The organism is Neobacillus sedimentimangrovi (genome assembly GCF_010614825.1).
Lineage (GTDB): Bacteria > Bacillota > Bacilli > Bacillales > Cytobacillaceae > Neobacillus > Neobacillus thermocopriae.
This window is the reverse complement of sequence record NZ_JAAFZF010000006.1, coordinates 1-17,859: the sequence shown is the minus strand read 5'-3', so window position 1 is coordinate 17,859 and position 17,859 is coordinate 1. Positions and strand designations below refer to the sequence as shown.

19 protein-coding genes, 3 pseudogenes and 2 riboswitches are annotated in these 17,859 nt (G+C 37.7%); of the genes and pseudogenes, 19 read left to right on the top strand and 3 right to left on the bottom strand.

The window, feature by feature from the left end; all coding sequences use genetic code 11:
• Window positions 1–149: 149 nt before the first annotated feature.
• The 5 genes from GZA11_RS03995 (at window position 150) to GZA11_RS03975 (ending at window position 2,626) form a co-directional block, all read left to right on the top strand.
• The gene (locus GZA11_RS03995) at window positions 150–509 is read left to right on the top strand and encodes an arsenate reductase family protein (RefSeq protein ID WP_038537126.1); all 360 of its coding nucleotides are present in this window, start codon (window positions 150–152) and stop codon (window positions 507–509) included.
• 85 nt (window positions 510–594) lie between these two features.
• Entirely contained in the window at window positions 595–978 is a 384-nt protein-coding gene (gcvH, locus tag GZA11_RS03990) for a glycine cleavage system protein GcvH (protein ID WP_038537122.1), read from the top strand.
• A gap of 279 nt (window positions 979–1,257) precedes the next feature.
• Window positions 1,258–1,614 carry a toprim domain-containing protein gene (locus GZA11_RS03985; protein WP_081905079.1) on the top strand — a complete coding sequence of 119 codons (357 nt, stop codon included), beginning with the start codon at window positions 1,258–1,260 and terminating at the stop codon, window positions 1,612–1,614.
• 7 nt (window positions 1,615–1,621) lie between these two features.
• A complete protein-coding gene (locus tag GZA11_RS03980; RefSeq protein WP_163182960.1) occupies window positions 1,622–1,930 on the top strand; it encodes a thioredoxin family protein in 309 nt (102 codons plus the stop codon).
• A 291-nt stretch (window positions 1,931–2,221) separates the two neighbouring features.
• Complete coding sequence (locus tag GZA11_RS03975) at window positions 2,222–2,626, top strand: SCP2 sterol-binding domain-containing protein (RefSeq protein WP_163182958.1); 405 nt, start codon at window positions 2,222–2,224, stop codon at window positions 2,624–2,626.
• Between the two features lie 731 nt (window positions 2,627–3,357).
• On the opposite strand, the pseudogene GZA11_RS16595 reads toward GZA11_RS03975, so the two are convergent.
• Window positions 3,358–3,498: pseudogene (locus GZA11_RS16595) on the bottom strand (replication/maintenance protein RepL); the annotation flags it as partial.
• 58 nt (window positions 3,499–3,556) lie between these two features.
• Here GZA11_RS16595 and GZA11_RS03965 point away from each other — a divergent pair.
• The 10 genes and pseudogenes from GZA11_RS03965 to sufB all read left to right on the top strand — a co-directional run.
• Window positions 3,557–3,871: pseudogene (locus GZA11_RS03965) on the top strand (SCP2 sterol-binding domain-containing protein); the annotation flags it as partial.
• Between the two features lie 583 nt (window positions 3,872–4,454).
• A riboswitch (SAM riboswitch) is annotated at window positions 4,455–4,558 on the top strand.
• 60 nt (window positions 4,559–4,618) lie between these two features.
• Window positions 4,619–5,935, top strand: coding sequence for an O-acetylhomoserine aminocarboxypropyltransferase/cysteine synthase family protein (locus tag GZA11_RS03960; RefSeq protein WP_163182956.1), 1,317 nt, complete (start codon window positions 4,619–4,621; stop codon window positions 5,933–5,935).
• Window positions 5,936–6,051: 116 nt separating this feature from the next.
• Window positions 6,052–6,162: riboswitch (SAM riboswitch) on the top strand.
• 163 nt (window positions 6,163–6,325) lie between these two features.
• Window positions 6,326–7,351: a methionine ABC transporter ATP-binding protein gene (locus GZA11_RS03955; protein WP_163182954.1), complete on the top strand. Its 1,026-nt coding sequence runs from the start codon at window positions 6,326–6,328 to the stop codon at window positions 7,349–7,351.
• 37 nt (window positions 7,352–7,388) lie between these two features.
• A complete protein-coding gene (locus GZA11_RS03950) occupies window positions 7,389–8,018 on the top strand; it encodes a methionine ABC transporter permease (RefSeq protein WP_163183048.1) in 630 nt (209 codons plus the stop codon).
• Window positions 8,019–8,033: 15 nt separating this feature from the next.
• Window positions 8,034–8,885: a MetQ/NlpA family ABC transporter substrate-binding protein gene (locus tag GZA11_RS03945; RefSeq protein WP_163182953.1), complete on the top strand. Its 852-nt coding sequence runs from the start codon at window positions 8,034–8,036 to the stop codon at window positions 8,883–8,885.
• A gap of 379 nt (window positions 8,886–9,264) precedes the next feature.
• Window positions 9,265–10,050 (top strand): Fe-S cluster assembly ATPase SufC, encoded by a 786-nt coding sequence (sufC, locus tag GZA11_RS03940; RefSeq protein WP_038537104.1) that lies wholly within the window; start codon window positions 9,265–9,267, stop codon window positions 10,048–10,050.
• 23 nt (window positions 10,051–10,073) lie between these two features.
• Window positions 10,074–11,375: a Fe-S cluster assembly protein SufD gene (gene sufD, locus GZA11_RS03935; RefSeq protein ID WP_038537102.1), complete on the top strand. Its 1,302-nt coding sequence runs from the start codon at window positions 10,074–10,076 to the stop codon at window positions 11,373–11,375.
• Window positions 11,375–12,604 (top strand): cysteine desulfurase, encoded by a 1,230-nt coding sequence (locus tag GZA11_RS03930; RefSeq protein ID WP_038537099.1) that lies wholly within the window; start codon window positions 11,375–11,377, stop codon window positions 12,602–12,604. The genes sufD and GZA11_RS03930 overlap by 1 nt, the downstream gene beginning before the upstream one ends.
• Window positions 12,594–13,034: a Fe-S cluster assembly sulfur transfer protein SufU gene (gene sufU, locus GZA11_RS03925; protein WP_038537097.1), complete on the top strand. Its 441-nt coding sequence runs from the start codon at window positions 12,594–12,596 to the stop codon at window positions 13,032–13,034. The genes GZA11_RS03930 and sufU overlap by 11 nt, the downstream gene beginning before the upstream one ends.
• 90 nt (window positions 13,035–13,124) lie before the next feature.
• Complete coding sequence (gene sufB, locus GZA11_RS03920; protein WP_038537095.1) at window positions 13,125–14,522, top strand: Fe-S cluster assembly protein SufB; 1,398 nt, start codon at window positions 13,125–13,127, stop codon at window positions 14,520–14,522.
• A gap of 114 nt (window positions 14,523–14,636) precedes the next feature.
• Here sufB and GZA11_RS03915 read toward each other — a convergent pair.
• Window positions 14,637–14,762, bottom strand: a pseudogene (locus GZA11_RS03915) (tyrosine-type recombinase/integrase); the annotation flags it as partial.
• A gap of 9 nt (window positions 14,763–14,771) precedes the next feature.
• On the opposite strand from GZA11_RS03915, the gene GZA11_RS03910 reads away from it, so the two are divergent.
• From GZA11_RS03910 to GZA11_RS03895, 4 genes are all read left to right on the top strand, one after another.
• Window positions 14,772–14,936: a hypothetical protein gene (locus GZA11_RS03910; protein ID WP_163182949.1), complete on the top strand. Its 165-nt coding sequence runs from the start codon at window positions 14,772–14,774 to the stop codon at window positions 14,934–14,936.
• Between the two features lie 91 nt (window positions 14,937–15,027).
• On the top strand, window positions 15,028–15,450 hold the full coding sequence (locus tag GZA11_RS03905; protein WP_268926750.1) for a phage major capsid family protein: 423 nt from the start codon (window positions 15,028–15,030) through the stop codon (window positions 15,448–15,450).
• A 194-nt stretch (window positions 15,451–15,644) separates the two neighbouring features.
• Window positions 15,645–16,145 carry a methyltransferase domain-containing protein gene (locus tag GZA11_RS03900; RefSeq protein ID WP_231314162.1) on the top strand — a complete coding sequence of 167 codons (501 nt, stop codon included), beginning with the start codon at window positions 15,645–15,647 and terminating at the stop codon, window positions 16,143–16,145.
• A gap of 453 nt (window positions 16,146–16,598) precedes the next feature.
• The gene (locus GZA11_RS03895) at window positions 16,599–17,297 is read left to right on the top strand and encodes a CPBP family intramembrane glutamic endopeptidase (protein ID WP_163182946.1); all 699 of its coding nucleotides are present in this window, start codon (window positions 16,599–16,601) and stop codon (window positions 17,295–17,297) included.
• Between the two features lie 453 nt (window positions 17,298–17,750).
• Here the strand turns inward: GZA11_RS03895 and GZA11_RS03890 are convergent.
• Window positions 17,751–17,859: IS3 family transposase (locus GZA11_RS03890; protein WP_163182945.1), on the bottom strand; the 109-nt coding region annotated here is incomplete at its 5' end.

The window sequence follows — 17,859 nt, the reverse complement described above, 5'->3', positions numbered from 1 at the left end:
AGAATGGAAAATATTTTTTTATGAAGGAGGAAAATCTACAAATGATGTCGAATTTATCCGATGGCTGAAAATCGCATATTGTCATCTATTAGGTTTTTCAAAGGCCTTATGGTAAAATGGCAGTGAATTTGAATAGGCGGTGATCATGGATGTCTCTAACTTTTTACTGGTATCCGAAATGCGGGACTTGCCGTAAAGCAAAGAAATGGCTGGATGAACATAACCTTGCATATGAGACAGTACATATTGTCGAAAATCCTCCTTCCCGTGAGGAATTAGTGGATTTATATCATAAAAGCGGACTGGAATTAAAGAAGTTTTTTAACACTAGCGGGCAGAAATATCGTGAACTCGGTGTTAAAGATCGTCTGAAAACCGCAACGGAGGATGAATTATTGGATTTGTTGGCGTCAGATGGCATGTTAATTAAAAGGCCTCTGTTAACAGATGGTGAACATGTTACTGTTGGTTTTAAAGAAGAAGAGTATGAAAAAATGTGGCTTAAATAAAAGCCTGCTTCCATTTATTCCTGTGAAATCGAATTATTTCGATGATAAATTTTTTTCGACAAACATACATGGAGGGATTTAAGCAATGAGCGTACCAAAAGAATTACGTTATTCAAAAGAACATGAATGGGTAAGAGTAGAAGATGGAAAGATTCGTATTGGAATTACGGATTTTGCTCAATCTGAGTTAGGGGATATTGTTTTCGTTGAACTTCCAGAAGTCGGCGATGAAGTAACGGTCAACGAACCATTTGGAAGTGTAGAATCTGTAAAAACCGTTTCTGAACTTTATGCTCCTGTCAGCGGTAAGGTAGTGGAAATTAACGAAGAATTAAGCGATAGCCCTGAATTTGTTAACGAATCACCATATGAAAAGGCATGGATGATTGTCGTGGAACCTTCAAACAGTGGTGAATTAGACGAACTTTTAACAGCTGAACAATATGAAGAAATGATTAAAGAAGATTAATTTTGGGGAAAAAGCACCTTTTGAGGGTGCTTTTTTGCATAAAATTTCCACTATTTCTAATGCAATTATAGGGAATCTTAACATAAAATCGGTGGAAAGGAATATTAGTCTACAATAATAGTGGATGGTGCAAATGAGAGAATTTTTTCATCATTCATGAGCAAATACCTATTGTTAATACTACTAATAATGATATAGTTAACATAATTAATTAGAGCACACGTATTGGAATTTGGAATATGTTAACATAAAACAGATTTCTATCTCGGGTGATGGATGATGAAAGATTTGTATGTTGACAAAGTATTGATCGTTGAAGGAAAATCGGATAAAAACAAAGTGAAAAATATTGTCAAGGAACCACTTGAAATTATATGTACGAATGGAACCATTAGTCACAGTAAGCTTGATGAATGGATTGAATTCCTTGAAGACAAGGATGTATATATTCTTGTCGATGCCGACGAAGCAGGTGAAAAGCTTCGGAAGCTATTTAAGCGTGAATTTCCAAATGCAGAGCATTTATATATAGATAGGATGTATCGAGAGGTGGCTACCGCTCCTGTGCACCATTTAGCCACAGTACTACTGAGCGCCAATATCGATGTCCATACTGAGTATTTAGAGATGGGATAAGGGCTATATGAATGAATGGAACCGAAATGATTTGACCTCCTTCCTTGAAAATGGAGGGAATGGATTGCTTTATTTTTATACGCCAATGTGCGGCACCTGCCAATTAGCAGGAAAAATGCTTGAGGTAATTAAGGAAATAGCTCGTATTGATATGGGTAAAATGAATTTGAATTTTTATCCTGATTTGGCGATGGACTTTGGAATTGAAAGTGTCCCCTGTTTATTGTTCATCCGTGGAGGAGAAGTAACTGATACGCTCTATGCATTTCGTTCTGTGCCGTACTTGCTAGAAAAAATAAATGAACATTTTGGTTGAGATTTACTTTAGACGCCTATGGAGGGCGTCATTTTTTTAGACTAAAAAGTTTATTTTTGGTTGCCTACAAATGTTGCTAACTTGTTTTTCCTCGTGTCATCGTTTCTCTACAAATGATTTCCTCTTGAACTTTCTCTACTTCTTTAGCATTGAGTACATTTTCCGACATATTTCTGGGAAAACACTGAAATCACGCTTGATAATAAAGACATTTGTCGAGCAATTCTAAAAGGAATTAAAGGGGGATTGCTTAAATTATAAGGTAAGACTAATGAATCGGAGTGAGGAATAATGATTGAAGCTGTACAAGTTTTTTTACAAGAAGTAAAGAAACGTAGCCATCTTTTCCCGTTAATTCAACAAGTAGATGTCCGGGTTGTCCTAAAAAGCGAACAGCAAACCATTCAGCTGATCATCAAAAATGGGGAAATTTTATTCCTTCATGAAAGAAACGATTCACAGCCCCATTGCCTTATCATAGGCAGCAATGATGGATTGGCACAGCTCCTTAAGGGTCAAGAAAAACTAAGAACTCTGGAACGAATCGGTAGCCTCACCGTTACCGCACCATTGCGGACAATCTTATTGTTGGAGTCCGTTTTTTATTTAGCCAATTCACGAAATGAAAAAAAGAAAAAGTTCAAAGAAACAAATCAGAACGGGTCACGTTTAGGAATTGCCCAGAAGGTTATCTAAGTGATGATCAAAATGATCAAGCCATTGACATAAGACTTCGAAAGGAAAAAATGCTTTTCTCCTAGTCCGTCAATGAGAGTAAGAAACCTAGGAATGTGTATAAGGACAAATGAGTAGACAAGAAAAAGAGGAAAGCAGAATTTAAATTCATAAACTTTCCTCTAACAAATTCCACCTTGAAATATACAATAATTTACATTATTGTATATTTATAGTTTATTAAAATTAATTACGAAATTATATAAATTTATGTTCAGGATTCATTGGAGAAGTTGGAGAAACCTCAAAGAAGCAAAGAAATGGAACTGGAACTGGAACGTTGATAGTAGCGAGTAGTTGAGAACTACTCACTTATTTAGTTTAATTTTAAGCATTTATTCTTTCTGTCCCTACAGCAGGAGCGGGAACTTTAACAGCAGGTTTGGCAGCTTTAGGTGCGTATGGAGCAACTTTAGATTCTTTACTTAAAACACACCAAAATGCCCAACTGGCTAGAGGCATATACTTTAATTTATAATTTAGAATGGGTGTGTTTTGATGATATTATTCAAGGTAGGGAGTGTCTTACTTGCCTTTTTAATTGGGTTTGGACTATATTTCTTGATTGCTAAAAAAGAAAAAAATAGAAATAGTTCAATTCTAGGTTATTCTTATTTGTTTGTAGGGATATTTGGGTTAATTATAAGCTTTTTAATAATGTAAAAGGTAAACTAAAAGCGAGTATTTTAATACTACTCGCTTTTAGTTATGACAGAATTATTGTTTTCAAAATCTTTAAACCTAGCAAGTAAGTATTTCTCTTTAGAATCGCTACCTCTATGAATTAAGTTAGTATGGAACATAATGGCTCCTGTCCTTCTAGTAATAATTTGAGCTTCCTCAAGAGTTTAAAGCTTATCAGTAACTGAACAAGTAGATGTCCGGGTTGTCCTAAAAAGCGAACAGCAAACCATTCAGCTTATCATCAAAAATGGGGAAATTTTATTCCTTCATGAAAGAAACGATTCACAACCCCATTGCCTCATCAGCGGGAGTAGTGATGGATTGGCACAGCTCCTTAAGGGGCAAGAAAAACTAAGGACTCTGGAACGAATCGGTAGCCTCACCATTACCGCACCATTGCGGACAATCTTATTGTTGGAGTCCGTTTTTTATTTGGCCAATTCACGAAATGAAAAAATGAAAAAGATCAATAAAATAAATCAGAACGGGTCACGTTTAGGAATTGCCCAAAAGGTTATCTAAGTGATGATCAAAATGATCAAGCCATTGACATAAGACTTCGAAAGGAAAAAATGCTTTTCTCCTAGTCCGTCAATGAGAGTAAGAAACGTAGAAATGTGTAAAAGGACAAATGAGTAAACAAGAAAAAGAGGAAAGCAGAATTTAAATTCATAAACTTTCCTCTAACAATTTTTACCTTAATAATAAATGGTAATTTACATTATTGGATATTTATGGTTTATTGGAATTAGTTACGTAAAACTACGTGTGAAAGGAGAATCTCTCCATGTTTGTAGGAGATTTGATTTTTCAAGTTGTTCAAATATTATTTCTGCTCATTCTTGGTGTAGGAGTCGTCTGGATTGGCAGGTTGATGTTAAAAAATAAAAATAATTGAGTTTAATTTCTTTTATAAAATCCTCTATTCATATAAATGAAATATGAGAAATTATTTTTGTAGTTTTATATTTCTCCCTCTATTTTTGGACTAGTGTTCTTATCTCCAAAATTAAAAAGATCTTTAATCAAACCTATTGACTCGGAATTAAACTTCATGTATGATTTTTTTTTTAAATATTCGCACATTAAATGACTTACATAAAGATTCTTATCAAGAGAGGTGGAGGGACTGGCCCAGTGAAGCCCAGCAACCGGTACTTGAAACACGGTGCTAAATCCAGCAGAGCTTATAGCTCTGAAAGATAAGAAGAGAATTCCCCCTCTTCTTATGAAGCAGGGGATTTTTATTTTTAGAAGGGAGAGAGAACGATGACGGCAAAGGAAAAGAAATATCGCTTTGAAACATTAAGTGTTCATGGAGGATTGTCTCCTGATCCGGTAACAGGGGCACGAGCAGTCCCTATTTATCAGAACAATGCTTACCAATTTAAAAATACAGAACATGCCGCAAACCTCTTTGCACTGGCAGAGCAAGGATATATATATACCCGTATCCATAACCCGACAACAACGGTTTTTGAGGAACGGGTTGCACTTTTGGAAGGAGGGGTTGGAGCACTTGCGGTAGCAAGTGGTATGGCAGCCATAACGCTCGCGATTCTTAACCTTGCCGAAGCTGGAGATGAAATTGTGTCAGCTTCCACACTATATGGTGGAACATACAATTTATTTGCTGTGACTCTTCCTAAATACGGGATTAACGTAAAGTTCGTCGACCCAGAGGATCCGGAGAATTTCCGGGCAGCTATTACGGAAAAAACAAAAGCGGTCTTTGCTGAAACTGTTGGAAATCCAAGTTTGCGCGTGTTGGATATCGAAAAAGTGGCAAATATTGCACATGAAGCGGGTATTCCATTAATTGTTGATAATACTTTTGCCACTCCATATTTATGCCGTCCGATTGAGCATGGGGCAGATATTGTGGTTCACTCTGCTACAAAGTGGCTGTTAGGAAATGGTACGACAACAGGAGGCATCATTGTAGATGGTGGTAAATTTGATTGGAATTCTCCGAAATTCCCTGGCTTCACTACTCCAGATCCAAGCTACAATAACCTTGTTTATGCGGAGGCACTGGGACCACTTGCGTATATTATTAAAGCACGTGTTCAACTGCTTAGAGACATGGGACCTTCGTTAAGTCCACAAAATGCGTTTCAATTTGTATTAGGATTGGAAACATTGCATGTGCGTATGAAAGAGCATGTAGCCAATGCGAAAGAGGTCGTTAAGTACTTGAAGAACCATCCAGCGGTCGAGTGGGTTTCTTATCCAGGGGATGCTTCTCACCCTGACTATGAGCTTGCTCAAAAGTATCTGCCTAAAGGGGCTGGTTCAATTGTTATCTTCGGAATAAAAGGTGGAAGAGAAGCTGGGGCAAAATTAATAGATTCCATTAAGATTTGGGCGCATGTAGCGAATGTCGGTGATGCCAAGAGCTTGATTATTCACCCGGCAAGCACCACCCATCAACAGCTCGATGTGGAAGGATTAAAGGCATCTGGTGTGTCAGAAGACTTAATTCGTTTATCTATTGGGATTGAAAATGTAGAGGATTTAATTGAAGATTTAGAAGATGCCATTGAAGTAGCAACAGGTATTACCTCTTTGAAAACGAAAGCCTAAGTATTATTAAAAATTTCCATTGACACCTGTTTTTATCCGTGATACGATAGCCTTCGTAAAATATTTTCTGACTTATACACAGCGATGTGTTAACTGAATATAGGATTGCTTAAACGCTCTTATCAAGAGAGGTGGAGGGATGTGCCCAATGAAGCCCGGCAACCGTCAATTCTTTGAATTGAAATGGTGCCAATTCACACAAAGCATTTTGCTTTGAGAGATGGGAGAAAGGATTGTTGTTTTATGATGCCTTTCTGCCTGTGCAGAAAGGCATTTTTTTATAAGATCATATTGGGGGCAAGAAATTCCTTTTTGCCCGCCAATGATAGAATCCTTTTCAGAAAAAAAGTCAAAATATAAATTTAATTCGGATAAGAAGCAGGTGAGTTCATGATATCGATCAAAAACGTCCGAAAGATTTTTCCTTCCAAGCATGGCCTGCTTAAAGCTGTGGATGAAGTGAATCTTGAAATTAAAGAAGGCGAAATCTTCGGAATCATCGGATATAGTGGTGCCGGAAAGAGTACTTTAATTCGTATGCTGAATGGTTTGGAAATTCCAACAGATGGTTCTGTAACAGTGGCGGGCCGGGAAATTTCCAAAATTAAAGGAAGCGAGCTTCGGCAGGCAAGGCAAGAAATTAGTATGATTTTTCAGCATTTCAACCTTTTGTGGTCAAGAACAGTTAGTGAAAATATTGCTTTCCCATTAGAAATTGCTGGTGTGAAAGCCCCAGAGAGGAAAAAACGGGTAGCCGAGTTGATTAAATTAGTTGGTCTAGAAGGTAGAGAAGATGCCTATCCATCTCAACTAAGTGGAGGTCAGAAGCAAAGGGTCGGGATTGCTCGAGCGCTGGCAAATAATCCAAAAGTTTTGCTTTGTGATGAAGCAACCTCTGCACTTGATCCACAGACTACAGATTCCATTTTGGATCTATTAGTCGATATTAACAAAAAACTAGGTTTAACGATTGTGTTAATTACCCATGAAATGCATGTCATCAGGAAAATCTGTCATCGTGTAGCTGTTATGGAAAGTGGAAGAATTGTTGAACTTGGTCAGGTTCTAGATGTGTTTAAAAACCCTAAACAGCCGATTACAAAGCGATTTGTTCAACAAGTGACAGAGCCGGAAGAAGCAAAAGAAACCATCGAGCATTTACTGGAGCGTTATCATTCAGGTTCCATTGTCAAGTTAACCTTTATTGGTGATTCTGCTGAACAGCCACTGATCACCCATCTAATTCGTCATCACCATGTGACAGTCAATATATTACAAGGTAAGATTTCGCAAACGCAAAGCGGTTCGTACGGATCTCTTTTCATTCATATCGACGGGGACCAAGCAGAAATCAGTAGAGCCATAGAATATATTCGTTCCCAAAAGGTAGGAGTGGAGGTGGTTACAGGTGAATAATCAAGAAGGTTACTTTCAAAATGTCGATTGGTCGGCGATGTGGCAGGCAACGGTGGAAACTTTATATATGACGGGCATTTCCGTATTGATTACATTTGTGTTGGGCATCATTCTTGGTATGCTTTTATTCTTAACATCACCGGGAAATTTATGGGCAAATAAGCCGATTAACTTAGTCATAAGTGCAATCGTAAATATTTTCCGTTCCATACCATTTATTATTTTGATTGTATTATTAATTCCATTAACCATGTTAATCTTTCAAACAATGATTGGCGAAAATGCAGCATTGCCAGCTTTAATTATTGGTTCCGCTCCGTTCTATGCAAGAATGGTTGAAATTGGCCTTCGTGAAATTGATAAAGGTGTTATTGAAGCTGCCAAATCCATGGGAGCAACTACGGGAACGATTATTTGGAAGGTATTGTTACCGGAATCCATGCCGGCACTTGTTTCCGGAATTACGGTAACAGCCATTGCCTTGGTTAGCTATACAGCCATGGCGGGTGTCATAGGTGCAGGAGGATTGGGAAATCTCGCCTATCTTCAAGGATTCCAGCGAGGACATAATGACGTAACCTTGGTTGCTACCATTATCATTTTAGTTATAGTATTTGCGATTCAATTTATTGGTGATTTTATCACTTCAAAATTAGATAAACGATAAAGGGGAGTTTAGACAATGAAAAAATGGTTAAGTGTATTTTTTGCTTTAACGCTTGCTTTTGTTCTTGCTGCTTGTGGAACAGGAAATGACAAAGAAAACGCTGGAGATAGCGGGGATAAAGCATCGAAAGAAACAAAAACATTAGTGGTCGGTGCATCCAACGTACCACATGCTGAAATTTTAGAAGAAGCAAAACCACTATTAAAGGAGAAAGGCATTGACCTGAAAATCGAGACATTCCAAGATTATGTATTACCTAACAAGTCTTTAGCATCTAAAGAATTGGATGCTAACTACTTCCAGCATATCCCTTACTTGAATGCTCAAAATGAAGAATTCGGTTATGGATTTGTCAATGCAGGTGGTATCCATATTGAGCCAATTGGTGTTTATTCCAAAAAGTACAAAAAACTTAGCGACCTTCCAGAAGGTGCACATCTTATCATGAGTAACTCTGTCGCTGACCATGGGCGTCTTTTATCCTTACTTGAAAAAGAAGGACTAATTAAATTAAAAGACGGCATTGATAAGACAAAAGCTGAAATTAAAGATGTAGTAGAGAATCCTAAGAAGCTTAAATTTGATGCAAACTATGAGGCAGCACTTCTTCCGCAAATCTATAATAAAGGTGAAGGGGATGCCGTGTTAATCAACTCTAACTACGCGATCGATGCCGGCTTAAATCCATTAAAAGATTCAATCGCTATTGAAGATAAAGAGTCTCCATATGTAAACGTCATTGCCGTTCGTAAAGGGGACGAAAATAGAGAAAAAATCAAGGCGCTTATCGAAGTTCTACATTCAAAAGAAATCCAAGATTTCATTTTAGAAAAATATGATGGTGCTGTTGTACCAGTATCTGAATAATTAATATAAGTAGAAAAAAGGTTAGAAAAGTCAGTGAGGATGATTCACTGGCTTTTCTTATTTCTTTACATTGAAACAAGATTTGATGGTAAAAATAGATTTGATATGTACCATTGGCAATTATATTGAAAATGGGTTATGATTTTATTCGAGTTTATTTTACATATTTTTTATCTACTATGAATATCTGAAATTTGATTCTAATCTGAAATTCATTCTCAATTAGCCATCCTTTATTGAAAATAAAAGCTAGGTTTATACAGTATAAAGGTTGCTAACACCTTTAATTTGTTATAAGATTGTAATGAGAATAAATTGAGAATGATGTTAGAGACGTTAGGATCTGATAATACAAACATTCTTTGTCGGAGGTATTAATATGGCTGGATCAACTTTAACAATCAAGGATTTACATGTGGCAATTGATGGAAAAGAAATTTTAAAAGGTGTAAACCTTGAAGTAAAAGGCGGAGAGATTCACGCAATCATGGGACCAAACGGAACTGGTAAATCCACTTTATCAGCAGCGATCATGGGTCATCCAAAATATGAAGTAACAAGTGGTAGCATCACACTAGATGGTCAAGATGTTTTAGAAATGGAAGTAGATGAGCGTGCACGTGCTGGTCTATTTTTAGCCATGCAATATCCAAGTGAAATCACTGGTGTAACAAATGCAGACTTTTTACGTTCAGCGATCAACAGCCGTCTAGGAGAAGGAAACGAAATTTCATTAATGAAATTTATCCGTAAAATGGATGAAAAGATGGAATTCCTTGAAATGGATTTAGACATGGCGCAACGTTACTTAAATGAAGGTTTCTCAGGTGGGGAGAAAAAACGGAACGAAATTTTACAATTAATGATGTTGGAACCAAAAATTGCGATCCTCGATGAGATTGACTCCGGACTTGATATCGATGCCCTTAAGGTTGTATCAAAAGGTGTCAATAGTATGCGTGGTGAAGATTTTGGATGCTTAATTATCACTCACTATCAGCGTCTTTTAAACTATATTACTCCTGACTATGTGCATGTTATGATGCAAGGCCGTGTTGTTAAATCTGGAGGACCGGAACTGGCTCAACGTTTAGAGGCAGAAGGATACGACTGGATTAAGAAAGAACTTGGGATCGAAGACGAAACAGTTGGGCAAGAAGCGTAAGACTTGCGGTTAGGAGGATGAACATGACAATCGAAACAATTGATAAAGGTATCGTCAGCTCTTTTTCCAAAGAAATGAGCGAGCCTGCCTGGTTTGAAGAGCTTAGGCTAAAGGCATTAGCCGAGTTTGAAGAGCTTCCAATGCCAAAACCGGATAAAACCAAAATTGATAAGTGGAACTTCACAAATTTTAATCAGTATACCGTTAAAAGTGAAGCCTTCACATCTTTGGCGGATCTTCCGGATGAAGTGAAAGCACTCGTGGATGTGGATGCAGGTAACCAAAATTTATACATCCAACGCAATCAGACTCCGGCATATTTGACCTTGTCTGATGAGCTAAAAAAACAGGGTGTAATTTTTACTGATATTTTTACTGCAGCCCGCGAACACGGTGACTTATTGAAAAAATATTATATGACACAAGCGATTAATGCAGATGAGCATCGTCTAACTGCTTTGCATGCAGCGCTTGTAAACGGCGGCATATTCTTATATGTTCCAAAAAACGTTCAAATCACCGAACCAATTCAGGCAGTATTCTTACATGATAATAATGAAGCAAATCTCTTTAACCATGTGCTTGTGGTTGCGGATGATAATAGTTCTGTTACGTATGTTGAAAACTACATTTCCACAATGGAAACATCTAACACATTAGCGAACATTTTAACAGAGGTAATCGCGAATACGAATGCCCGAGTACAATATGGAGCGGTTGATAATTTGGCAAAAGGGGTTACTACTTATGTAAACCGCCGTGGGGTAACCGGCCGTGATTCCCGTATCGAATGGGCGCTTGGATTAATGAACGAAGGCAATACCATTTCTGAAAATACAACGAACCTACTTGGTGATGGTTCCTATGGTGATACAAAAACCGTAGTAGTTGGACGTGGTGAGCAAATCCAAAACTTCACTACTAAGGTGGTTCACTTTGGTAAACATACAGAAGGTTATATCTTGAAGCACGGTGTAATGAAGGACAGCGCTACTTCTATTTTTAACGGAATCGGAAAAATTGAGCATGGTGCTTCCAAATCTAACGCTGAACAAGAGTCTCGCGTATTAATGCTTAGCGAAAAAGCACGCGGAGATGCCAACCCAATTCTATTGATCGACGAAGATGATGTAACAGCAGGACATGCGGCATCTGTTGGACGTGTAGATCCTACTCAACTTTATTATCTAATGAGCCGGGGAATTCCAAAGGCAGAAGCAGAACGCTTAGTTATTCATGGTTTCCTTGCGCCGGTGGTAAATCAACTTCCAATTGAAAAAGTAAAACAGCAATTGACGGAAGTTATTGAAAGGAAAGTAAGATAATGAATATCCAAGATATTCGCAAACAGTTTCCGATTTTGGACCAGGAAGTAAACGGGAAGCCTCTTGTTTACTTAGACAGTGCGGCTACATCTCAAAAACCGATTCAGGTGATTGAAACCCTTGAAAGATATTACCGTGAGTACAATTCCAACGTCCATCGTGGTGTTCATACATTGGGAACAAAAGCGACGGATGCTTACGAAGGGGCACGGGAAAAAGTTCGAAAGTTCATCAACGCCAAATCGATTCAAGAAGTTATTTTTACGAGAGGGACAACGACGGCCCTTAATACGGTCGCTGCAAGCTATGCTGCTGCGAACTTGAAGGAAGGCGATGAAATTGTTATTTCCTATATGGAGCACCATAGTAATATCATCCCTTGGCAGCAGGTGGCAAAACGAACTGGAGCCCAATTGAAATACCTCCCACTTCAGGAGGATGGAACGATTTCATTAGACGATGTTCGGGCAACTGTTACATCTAATACAAAGATTGTATCGATTATGCAAATTTCCAATGTTCTTGGCGTTATTAATCCGATTAAGGAAATTGCTCAAATTGCGCATGAAAATGGTGCGATTATGGTCGTGGACGGTGCCCAAAGTGCACCACATATGAAAATCGATGTTCAAGATTTAGACTGTGATTTTCTTGGATTCTCCGGCCATAAAATGTGCGGCCCAACTGGTATCGGAGTTTTATATGGTAAAAAGCATTTACTTGAAAACATGGAGCCGATTGAGTTTGGCGGAGAGATGATTGATTTTGTTGAATTGTATGATTCCACATGGAAAGAACTACCTTGGAAGTTCGAAGGGGGTACCCCTATCATTGCTGGTGCGGTAGGTCTTGGCGCAGCAATCGATTTTTTAAATGAAATTGGACTTGATCAAATTGCAGAACATGAACGTAAACTCGCTGCCTATGCACTTGAAAAAATGGCAGAGATCGAAGGTATTCAAATATATGGTCCGCTAGATCCAGCCAAACGTGCCGGAGTTGTCACATTTAATATTCAGGATGTGCATCCGCATGATGTGGCAACGGTCTTAGATGCAGAAGGGATCGCAGTCCGCGCCGGCCATCATTGTGCCCAACCATTGATGAGATGGTTAAAAGCAACAGCTACAGCTCGCGCCAGCTTTTACCTATATAATACGGAAGAAGATATTGATAAACTTGTTGAAGGGCTTGTCAAAACAAAGGAGTATTTCAGTGATGTCTTCTAATAACTTAGATCAATTGTACCGCCAAGTCATTATGGATCATTATAAAAATCCCCGTAATCGCGGTATCTTAGAGGATGGCAATTTGACGATTGATATGAACAACCCTACTTGTGGTGACCGGATTCGTTTAACAATCAAGGTCGAGGACGGCATTGTAAGTGATGCCAAATTTGAAGGCGAAGGTTGTTCCATTTCCATGTCATCTGCCTCTATGATGACCCAAGCGATCAAAGGGAAAAATATAGATGACGCATTAAAATTGTCTAAGATTTTTTCCAATATGATGCAAGGGAAAGAATATGACGATGATATCGATTTAGGGGATATTGAAGCATTATCAGGTGTGTCTAAATTTCCAGCCAGAATTAAATGTGCAACATTAGCATGGAAGGCAATGGAAAAAGGACTCAAGGAAGAAGAAAAGCATTAACACCAAGAGAAAGTATCAGCAGAATGAGCTCAACAATCAAACGGAAAGGGTCAAATACTGACCCTCCGTTTCCAAAGGAGGAATACGACGATGGCGAAAAAAATGCCGGAAATCGGTGATTATAAATATGGTTTTGCCGATAAGGACGTTTCCATTTTCCGCTCAAAGCGTGGTTTGACACGTGAGATTGTCGAAGAAATTTCTAAGATGAAGGGCGAACCGCAATGGATGCTTGATTTCCGTTTAAAATCTCTTGAGCATTTCTATAACATGCCAATGCCTCAATGGGGCGGAGATCTAAATGCATTAGACTTTGATGAGATTACTTACTATGTAAAACCATCCGAAAAATCAGAGCGTTCTTGGGATGAGGTCCCTGAAGAAATTAAGGCAACCTTTGATAAGCTAGGAATTCCTGAAGCAGAACAAAAATATTTGGCAGGGGTTTCTGCACAGTATGAATCTGAGGTTGTTTACCATAACATGAAGGAAGATTTAGAAGCATTAGGAATTATCTTTAAAGATACAGATTCTGCTTTAAAAGAAAATGAAGATATCTTCCGTAAGCACTGGGCAACGGTTGTACCACCAACAGATAACAAATTTGCGGCCTTGAACTCTGCCGTTTGGTCTGGTGGCTCCTTTATCTATGTTCCGCCAGGTGTAAAAGTGGATACTCCATTACAAGCGTACTTCCGTATTAACTCTGAGAACATGGGACAATTTGAAAGAACACTCATTATCGTAGATGAAGGTGCTCATGTTCACTATGTAGAAGGTTGTACGGCGCCGGTTTACACAACCAACTCCCTTCACAGTGCGGTTGTTGAAATTATTATTAAAAAAGGTGCATACTGCCGCTATACAACGATTCAGAACTGGGCTAATAACGTTTATAATCTGGTTACAAAACGGGCTGTTTGTGAAGAAAATGCAACAATGGAATGGATTGACGGTAACATCGGTTCTAAGCTTACGATGAAGTATCCTGCCGTTATTTTAAAAGGTGAAGGCGCACGCGGTATGACATTATCCATTGCCATTGCCGGTAAAGGTCAGCACCAAGATGCAGGAGCGAAAATGATACACCTTGCACCAAATACATCTTCAACGATTGTTTCTAAATCGATTTCCAAGCAGGGCGGTAAGGTAACGTACCGCGGTATTGTCCACTTCGGACGTAAAGCGGATGGTGCCCGTGCTAATATCGAGTGTGACACGTTGATTATGGATAACCAATCTACTTCAGATACAATTCCATATAACGAAATTTTAAATGACAACATTTCACTTGAACACGAAGCGAAAGTTTCCAAAGTTTCAGAAGAACAACTCTTCTATCTAATGAGCCGTGGAATCTCTGAGCAGGAAGCAACTGAAATGATTGTCATGGGCTTCATTGAACCATTCACAAAAGAACTACCAATGGAATACGCTGTTGAAATGAACCGTTTGATTAAGTTCGAAATGGAAGGCAGTATTGGATAACAAATAAAAAACCTTTATATATCAAGGGTTTGAGAGGGTTTCATGTCGTGCCAAATTTGTGCCAAGTTGAAATTATCTTTTAGTGTAGGAGGCGAACTTTTGAAGTTCGTCTTCTTATATTTTTTCAGTAATATCAAGATAAGTATCCGCAGTTGTTTTGATGGTTTTATGCCCCAAACGACTTGATACATATTTAATGTTTGCTTTTGATTCAAGTAACAAAACTGCATGTGTGTGTCTGAGGCTTTAGTGATTCCTAAAGTTGTGGGCGATATTTTGCCAGCCTTCAAAGCTGAAAATGATTTAATTGTAGAATCAGCACCCGTTTTTGATGGTGTGAAGCTTGAAGCAAAACCATTATATGCAATGACTTCAATTTCCTTGGAATTGCTTGAATCAAGTGGGATAGTTTAGGATTAGCCGTTACTCAAATTATGGCTTCAAGTATGGCGCAAGTCGTTTAAAGCTTCATGCTTCATGGCGGTGATCCGTTAGATATGAGGGGATTTTAAACGATGCTGATATTAATCTTGTGGATGCTAACACCATTGATTATGAGAGCATTGGGCAAGGAATCAAAGCCATTAGAAATAATAACGGGCGAGCAAATGGACTTGTATTAAATTCTAATGATTCAATGGATATGGAACTATTAACAGATACAACAGGGCAATTTATTCAAGCCCCTAGCTTCATGCAAAATCTAAATACTTACAATGTGGCGGGCGGTTTAGAAGAAAATCAGGCGCTAGTTGGTGATTTAGGTACGATTGCATGGGGGGTATTACCTGAAGGCGGTTTACAGATTGATATTGATAAATCAGGCGATGCTTTCAATCGTGGACAAATTAAAAACAGGGCTAGAATCAATAGTGATTTTGCTTTGACTAATCCTAAATTTATAGCCTATATTAGACCGACTGAATAACAGTATAAAATTGTAGTTTTGAAGTAGGGGGCAACCCTTACTTTTTTTGTTGTAAAAGGTTTTACTATTTGAAATAAGTGTTATTGAACTAACGGGCAGTTTAGTTGAATAAGGAATTTCTAACCTCTTTATATAATAGTGTATATTATTAAGTCAGTTTAGCTTTAGTTGAGAAGAGAAAGGTGAGATGAGAAATGAGTAAAACCGAATTATATACTCAAACAGGGGTTGCGATGACTTGTCGCTCTTACGAAGAGTATCAAGAAATGTTCATGTTAGAGCAAGATTTTTTAGGAAAAGGTACAATTCTTGATATTGCTTCAGGTGCTTCATCATTTACAGCAGAATTAAATCAAAGGGGATTTAAAGCGATGGCTGTTGACCCTTTATACAAACTTTCAATTGAAGAAATCGGTAGTCTTGGAAGAAAGGAAATCAAAATAGCTTCTCAAAAGTTATCCCAAAATGAAAATCTTTTTGTATGGAACTATTACAATAGCTTAGAACATCATGATGATATTCGAAACTGTTCGTTAAATCAATTTATAAATAGTTATAAAAGAGATGAAAAAAAGAAATATACGTTCCAGCAAGATTGCCTTCTTTACCTTTTGATGATGATACATTTTCACTTGTTTTTTGTTATCACTTTATATTCCTATATCAAGAGCAATTTAATTTTAAATTCCATTTAGATGCTATTAAGGAAATGGTAATAATTACAAAAAAAAGATGGTTCAATTTTTATATATCCTTTAGTTGGTTTTAAAGACGAAGTTTACCCATATTTGGACGAATTAATAGAAGCATTAAATAAGAAAGAAGTTAGTGCTAGAATTAATGGGACGAACTTTAGATTTCTTCCATCAGCAACCCATTATCTAAAGATTGACAAATAAATAATCATTTTTAGAATAAGTACATTATTCAAGTAACGGGTGCGATAGCTGAACAAAGCTGTCGCTTCTTTAACTATTGGGCAGTTTAGTTCAATAAGAAAAAATGGAATTTTGAAAATTATATATGGAAAATTTATTTAAAGTTGGAACTTCTATTCGTTTCAAACGTATTCAGTGTTGTTTAACTTGTGTTCAACAATCGGGCAATATTGTTTAATAAAAAACTAATTATCGAAGGGAATTTAGGTTATGAATGTTTCGGCATGGAAACAGAAGGACACATGGACTGGGAAGGAATTTACGCTACTGCTATTACTCGAATTTATATTTGTGATTGTGGTTGTTAAATATGGCGTCCAATCACTTTATCTATCTTTGTTTAGCAATACACTATACTCAGGAACATTGACTGGATTAACAATTGCGATTGTACTCATGACAGGATTATATTTAATCGCACTACGTCCTAAAAATCTTTCATGGAAAGAGGTAGGAGTAAGAAGTTTTTCTACAAAGTATTGGTTAAAAATCCCGATATGGTTATTGATAACCATTATTTTAAGCGTAGCTGTAGTATTACTAACAAGTTTATTAGGTAATAGTGTAGATAACAGCAAGACGGAGAGCTTACAGCAAAATATTAATCTGTTTACTATACTCATTGGTATTATTTCCGCTGGCGTAGTATCTCCAGTTTATGAAGAGATATTTTATCGAGGGTTTATCTACCGTTGGTTAAGAGTTAGACTTGGAATGAATTGGGGAATCGTGATTAGCTCGCTAATATTTACGATAGCGCACTTTCCAACTTTAAACGCAATGCCCGTGAATTTCATCAACGGTGTTGTGTTCGCTTGGGCGTATGAAAAGACAGGTTCTGCCATTCCAGGAATGATAGTTCATGGAGTATTTAATACAATAGCAGTTTTATTAACGGTAACAGGTTAAGACGGTATTTATAAACATATTCCGTTAAAGGACGCCATTGTTTAATAAATGTCTCTGTTCTTATTAAACTAACGGGTGCATTACTTCAATAGGAACTTTCAAAAGAATCGAGTAGGAGGGAGCGATTAACTCCCGTCCTCTCACACCACCGTACGTACGGTTCCGTATACGGCGGTTCAATTAAGATAATTGACGCAAGTCTTTATAACTTCCGTGAATAGCTGTTCTCTTTATGCCAGTGGTCACTCCACCCTCCAAGAGGTCTCCCACGGGATTCACCGCTTCCTCCCTCAAGTGAGGTACTACGTTTTCTGTGTTCATCATGACTCACTGAATGCCAAGGGCTATTCTCTCTTAATTGTTCGGTCCTTCTTAGTTGTTCTAGACCAACTAATACTATGACCTCTGCTGACTTCTGACGGTTCAGCTACTTATTGGTATGTCAACACTAAACTAGACAACTTTTTTAAGGTGTTCATTTTTATATTCAATAGGGCTTAAATACCCAAGTGTTCCGTGAATTCTGATATGATTAAACCAATGAACATAATCATCTAATTCT

Bases quoted from the DNA above. Each gene is read 5' to 3' on its own strand.
- GZA11_RS03950 (WP_163183048.1), top strand. From the start codon at position 7,389: ATGTGGCAGGCAACGGTGGAAACTTTATATATGACGGGCATTTCCGTA.
- GZA11_RS03995 (WP_038537126.1), top strand. From the start codon at position 150: ATGTCTCTAACTTTTTACTGGTATCCGAAATGCGGGACTTGCCGTAAA.
- sufU (WP_038537097.1), top strand. From the start codon at position 12,594: ATGTCTTCTAATAACTTAGATCAATTGTACCGCCAAGTCATTATGGAT.
- GZA11_RS03980 (WP_163182960.1), top strand. From the start codon at position 1,622: ATGAATGAATGGAACCGAAATGATTTGACCTCCTTCCTTGAAAATGGA.
- GZA11_RS03975 (WP_163182958.1), top strand. From the start codon at position 2,222: ATGATTGAAGCTGTACAAGTTTTTTTACAAGAAGTAAAGAAACGTAGC.
- GZA11_RS03930 (WP_038537099.1), top strand. From the start codon at position 11,375: ATGAATATCCAAGATATTCGCAAACAGTTTCCGATTTTGGACCAGGAA.
- GZA11_RS03900 (WP_231314162.1), top strand. From the start codon at position 15,645: ATGAGTAAAACCGAATTATATACTCAAACAGGGGTTGCGATGACTTGT.
- gcvH (WP_038537122.1), top strand. From the start codon at position 595: ATGAGCGTACCAAAAGAATTACGTTATTCAAAAGAACATGAATGGGTA.
- sufB (WP_038537095.1), top strand. From the start codon at position 13,125: ATGGCGAAAAAAATGCCGGAAATCGGTGATTATAAATATGGTTTTGCC.
- GZA11_RS03955 (WP_163182954.1), top strand. From the start codon at position 6,326: ATGATATCGATCAAAAACGTCCGAAAGATTTTTCCTTCCAAGCATGGC.
- GZA11_RS03960 (WP_163182956.1), top strand. From the start codon at position 4,619: ATGACGGCAAAGGAAAAGAAATATCGCTTTGAAACATTAAGTGTTCAT.
- GZA11_RS03945 (WP_163182953.1), top strand. From the start codon at position 8,034: ATGAAAAAATGGTTAAGTGTATTTTTTGCTTTAACGCTTGCTTTTGTT.
- sufD (WP_038537102.1), top strand. From the start codon at position 10,074: ATGACAATCGAAACAATTGATAAAGGTATCGTCAGCTCTTTTTCCAAA.
- sufC (WP_038537104.1), top strand. From the start codon at position 9,265: ATGGCTGGATCAACTTTAACAATCAAGGATTTACATGTGGCAATTGAT.
- GZA11_RS03895 (WP_163182946.1), top strand. From the start codon at position 16,599: ATGAATGTTTCGGCATGGAAACAGAAGGACACATGGACTGGGAAGGAA.
- GZA11_RS03985 (WP_081905079.1), top strand. From the start codon at position 1,258: ATGAAAGATTTGTATGTTGACAAAGTATTGATCGTTGAAGGAAAATCG.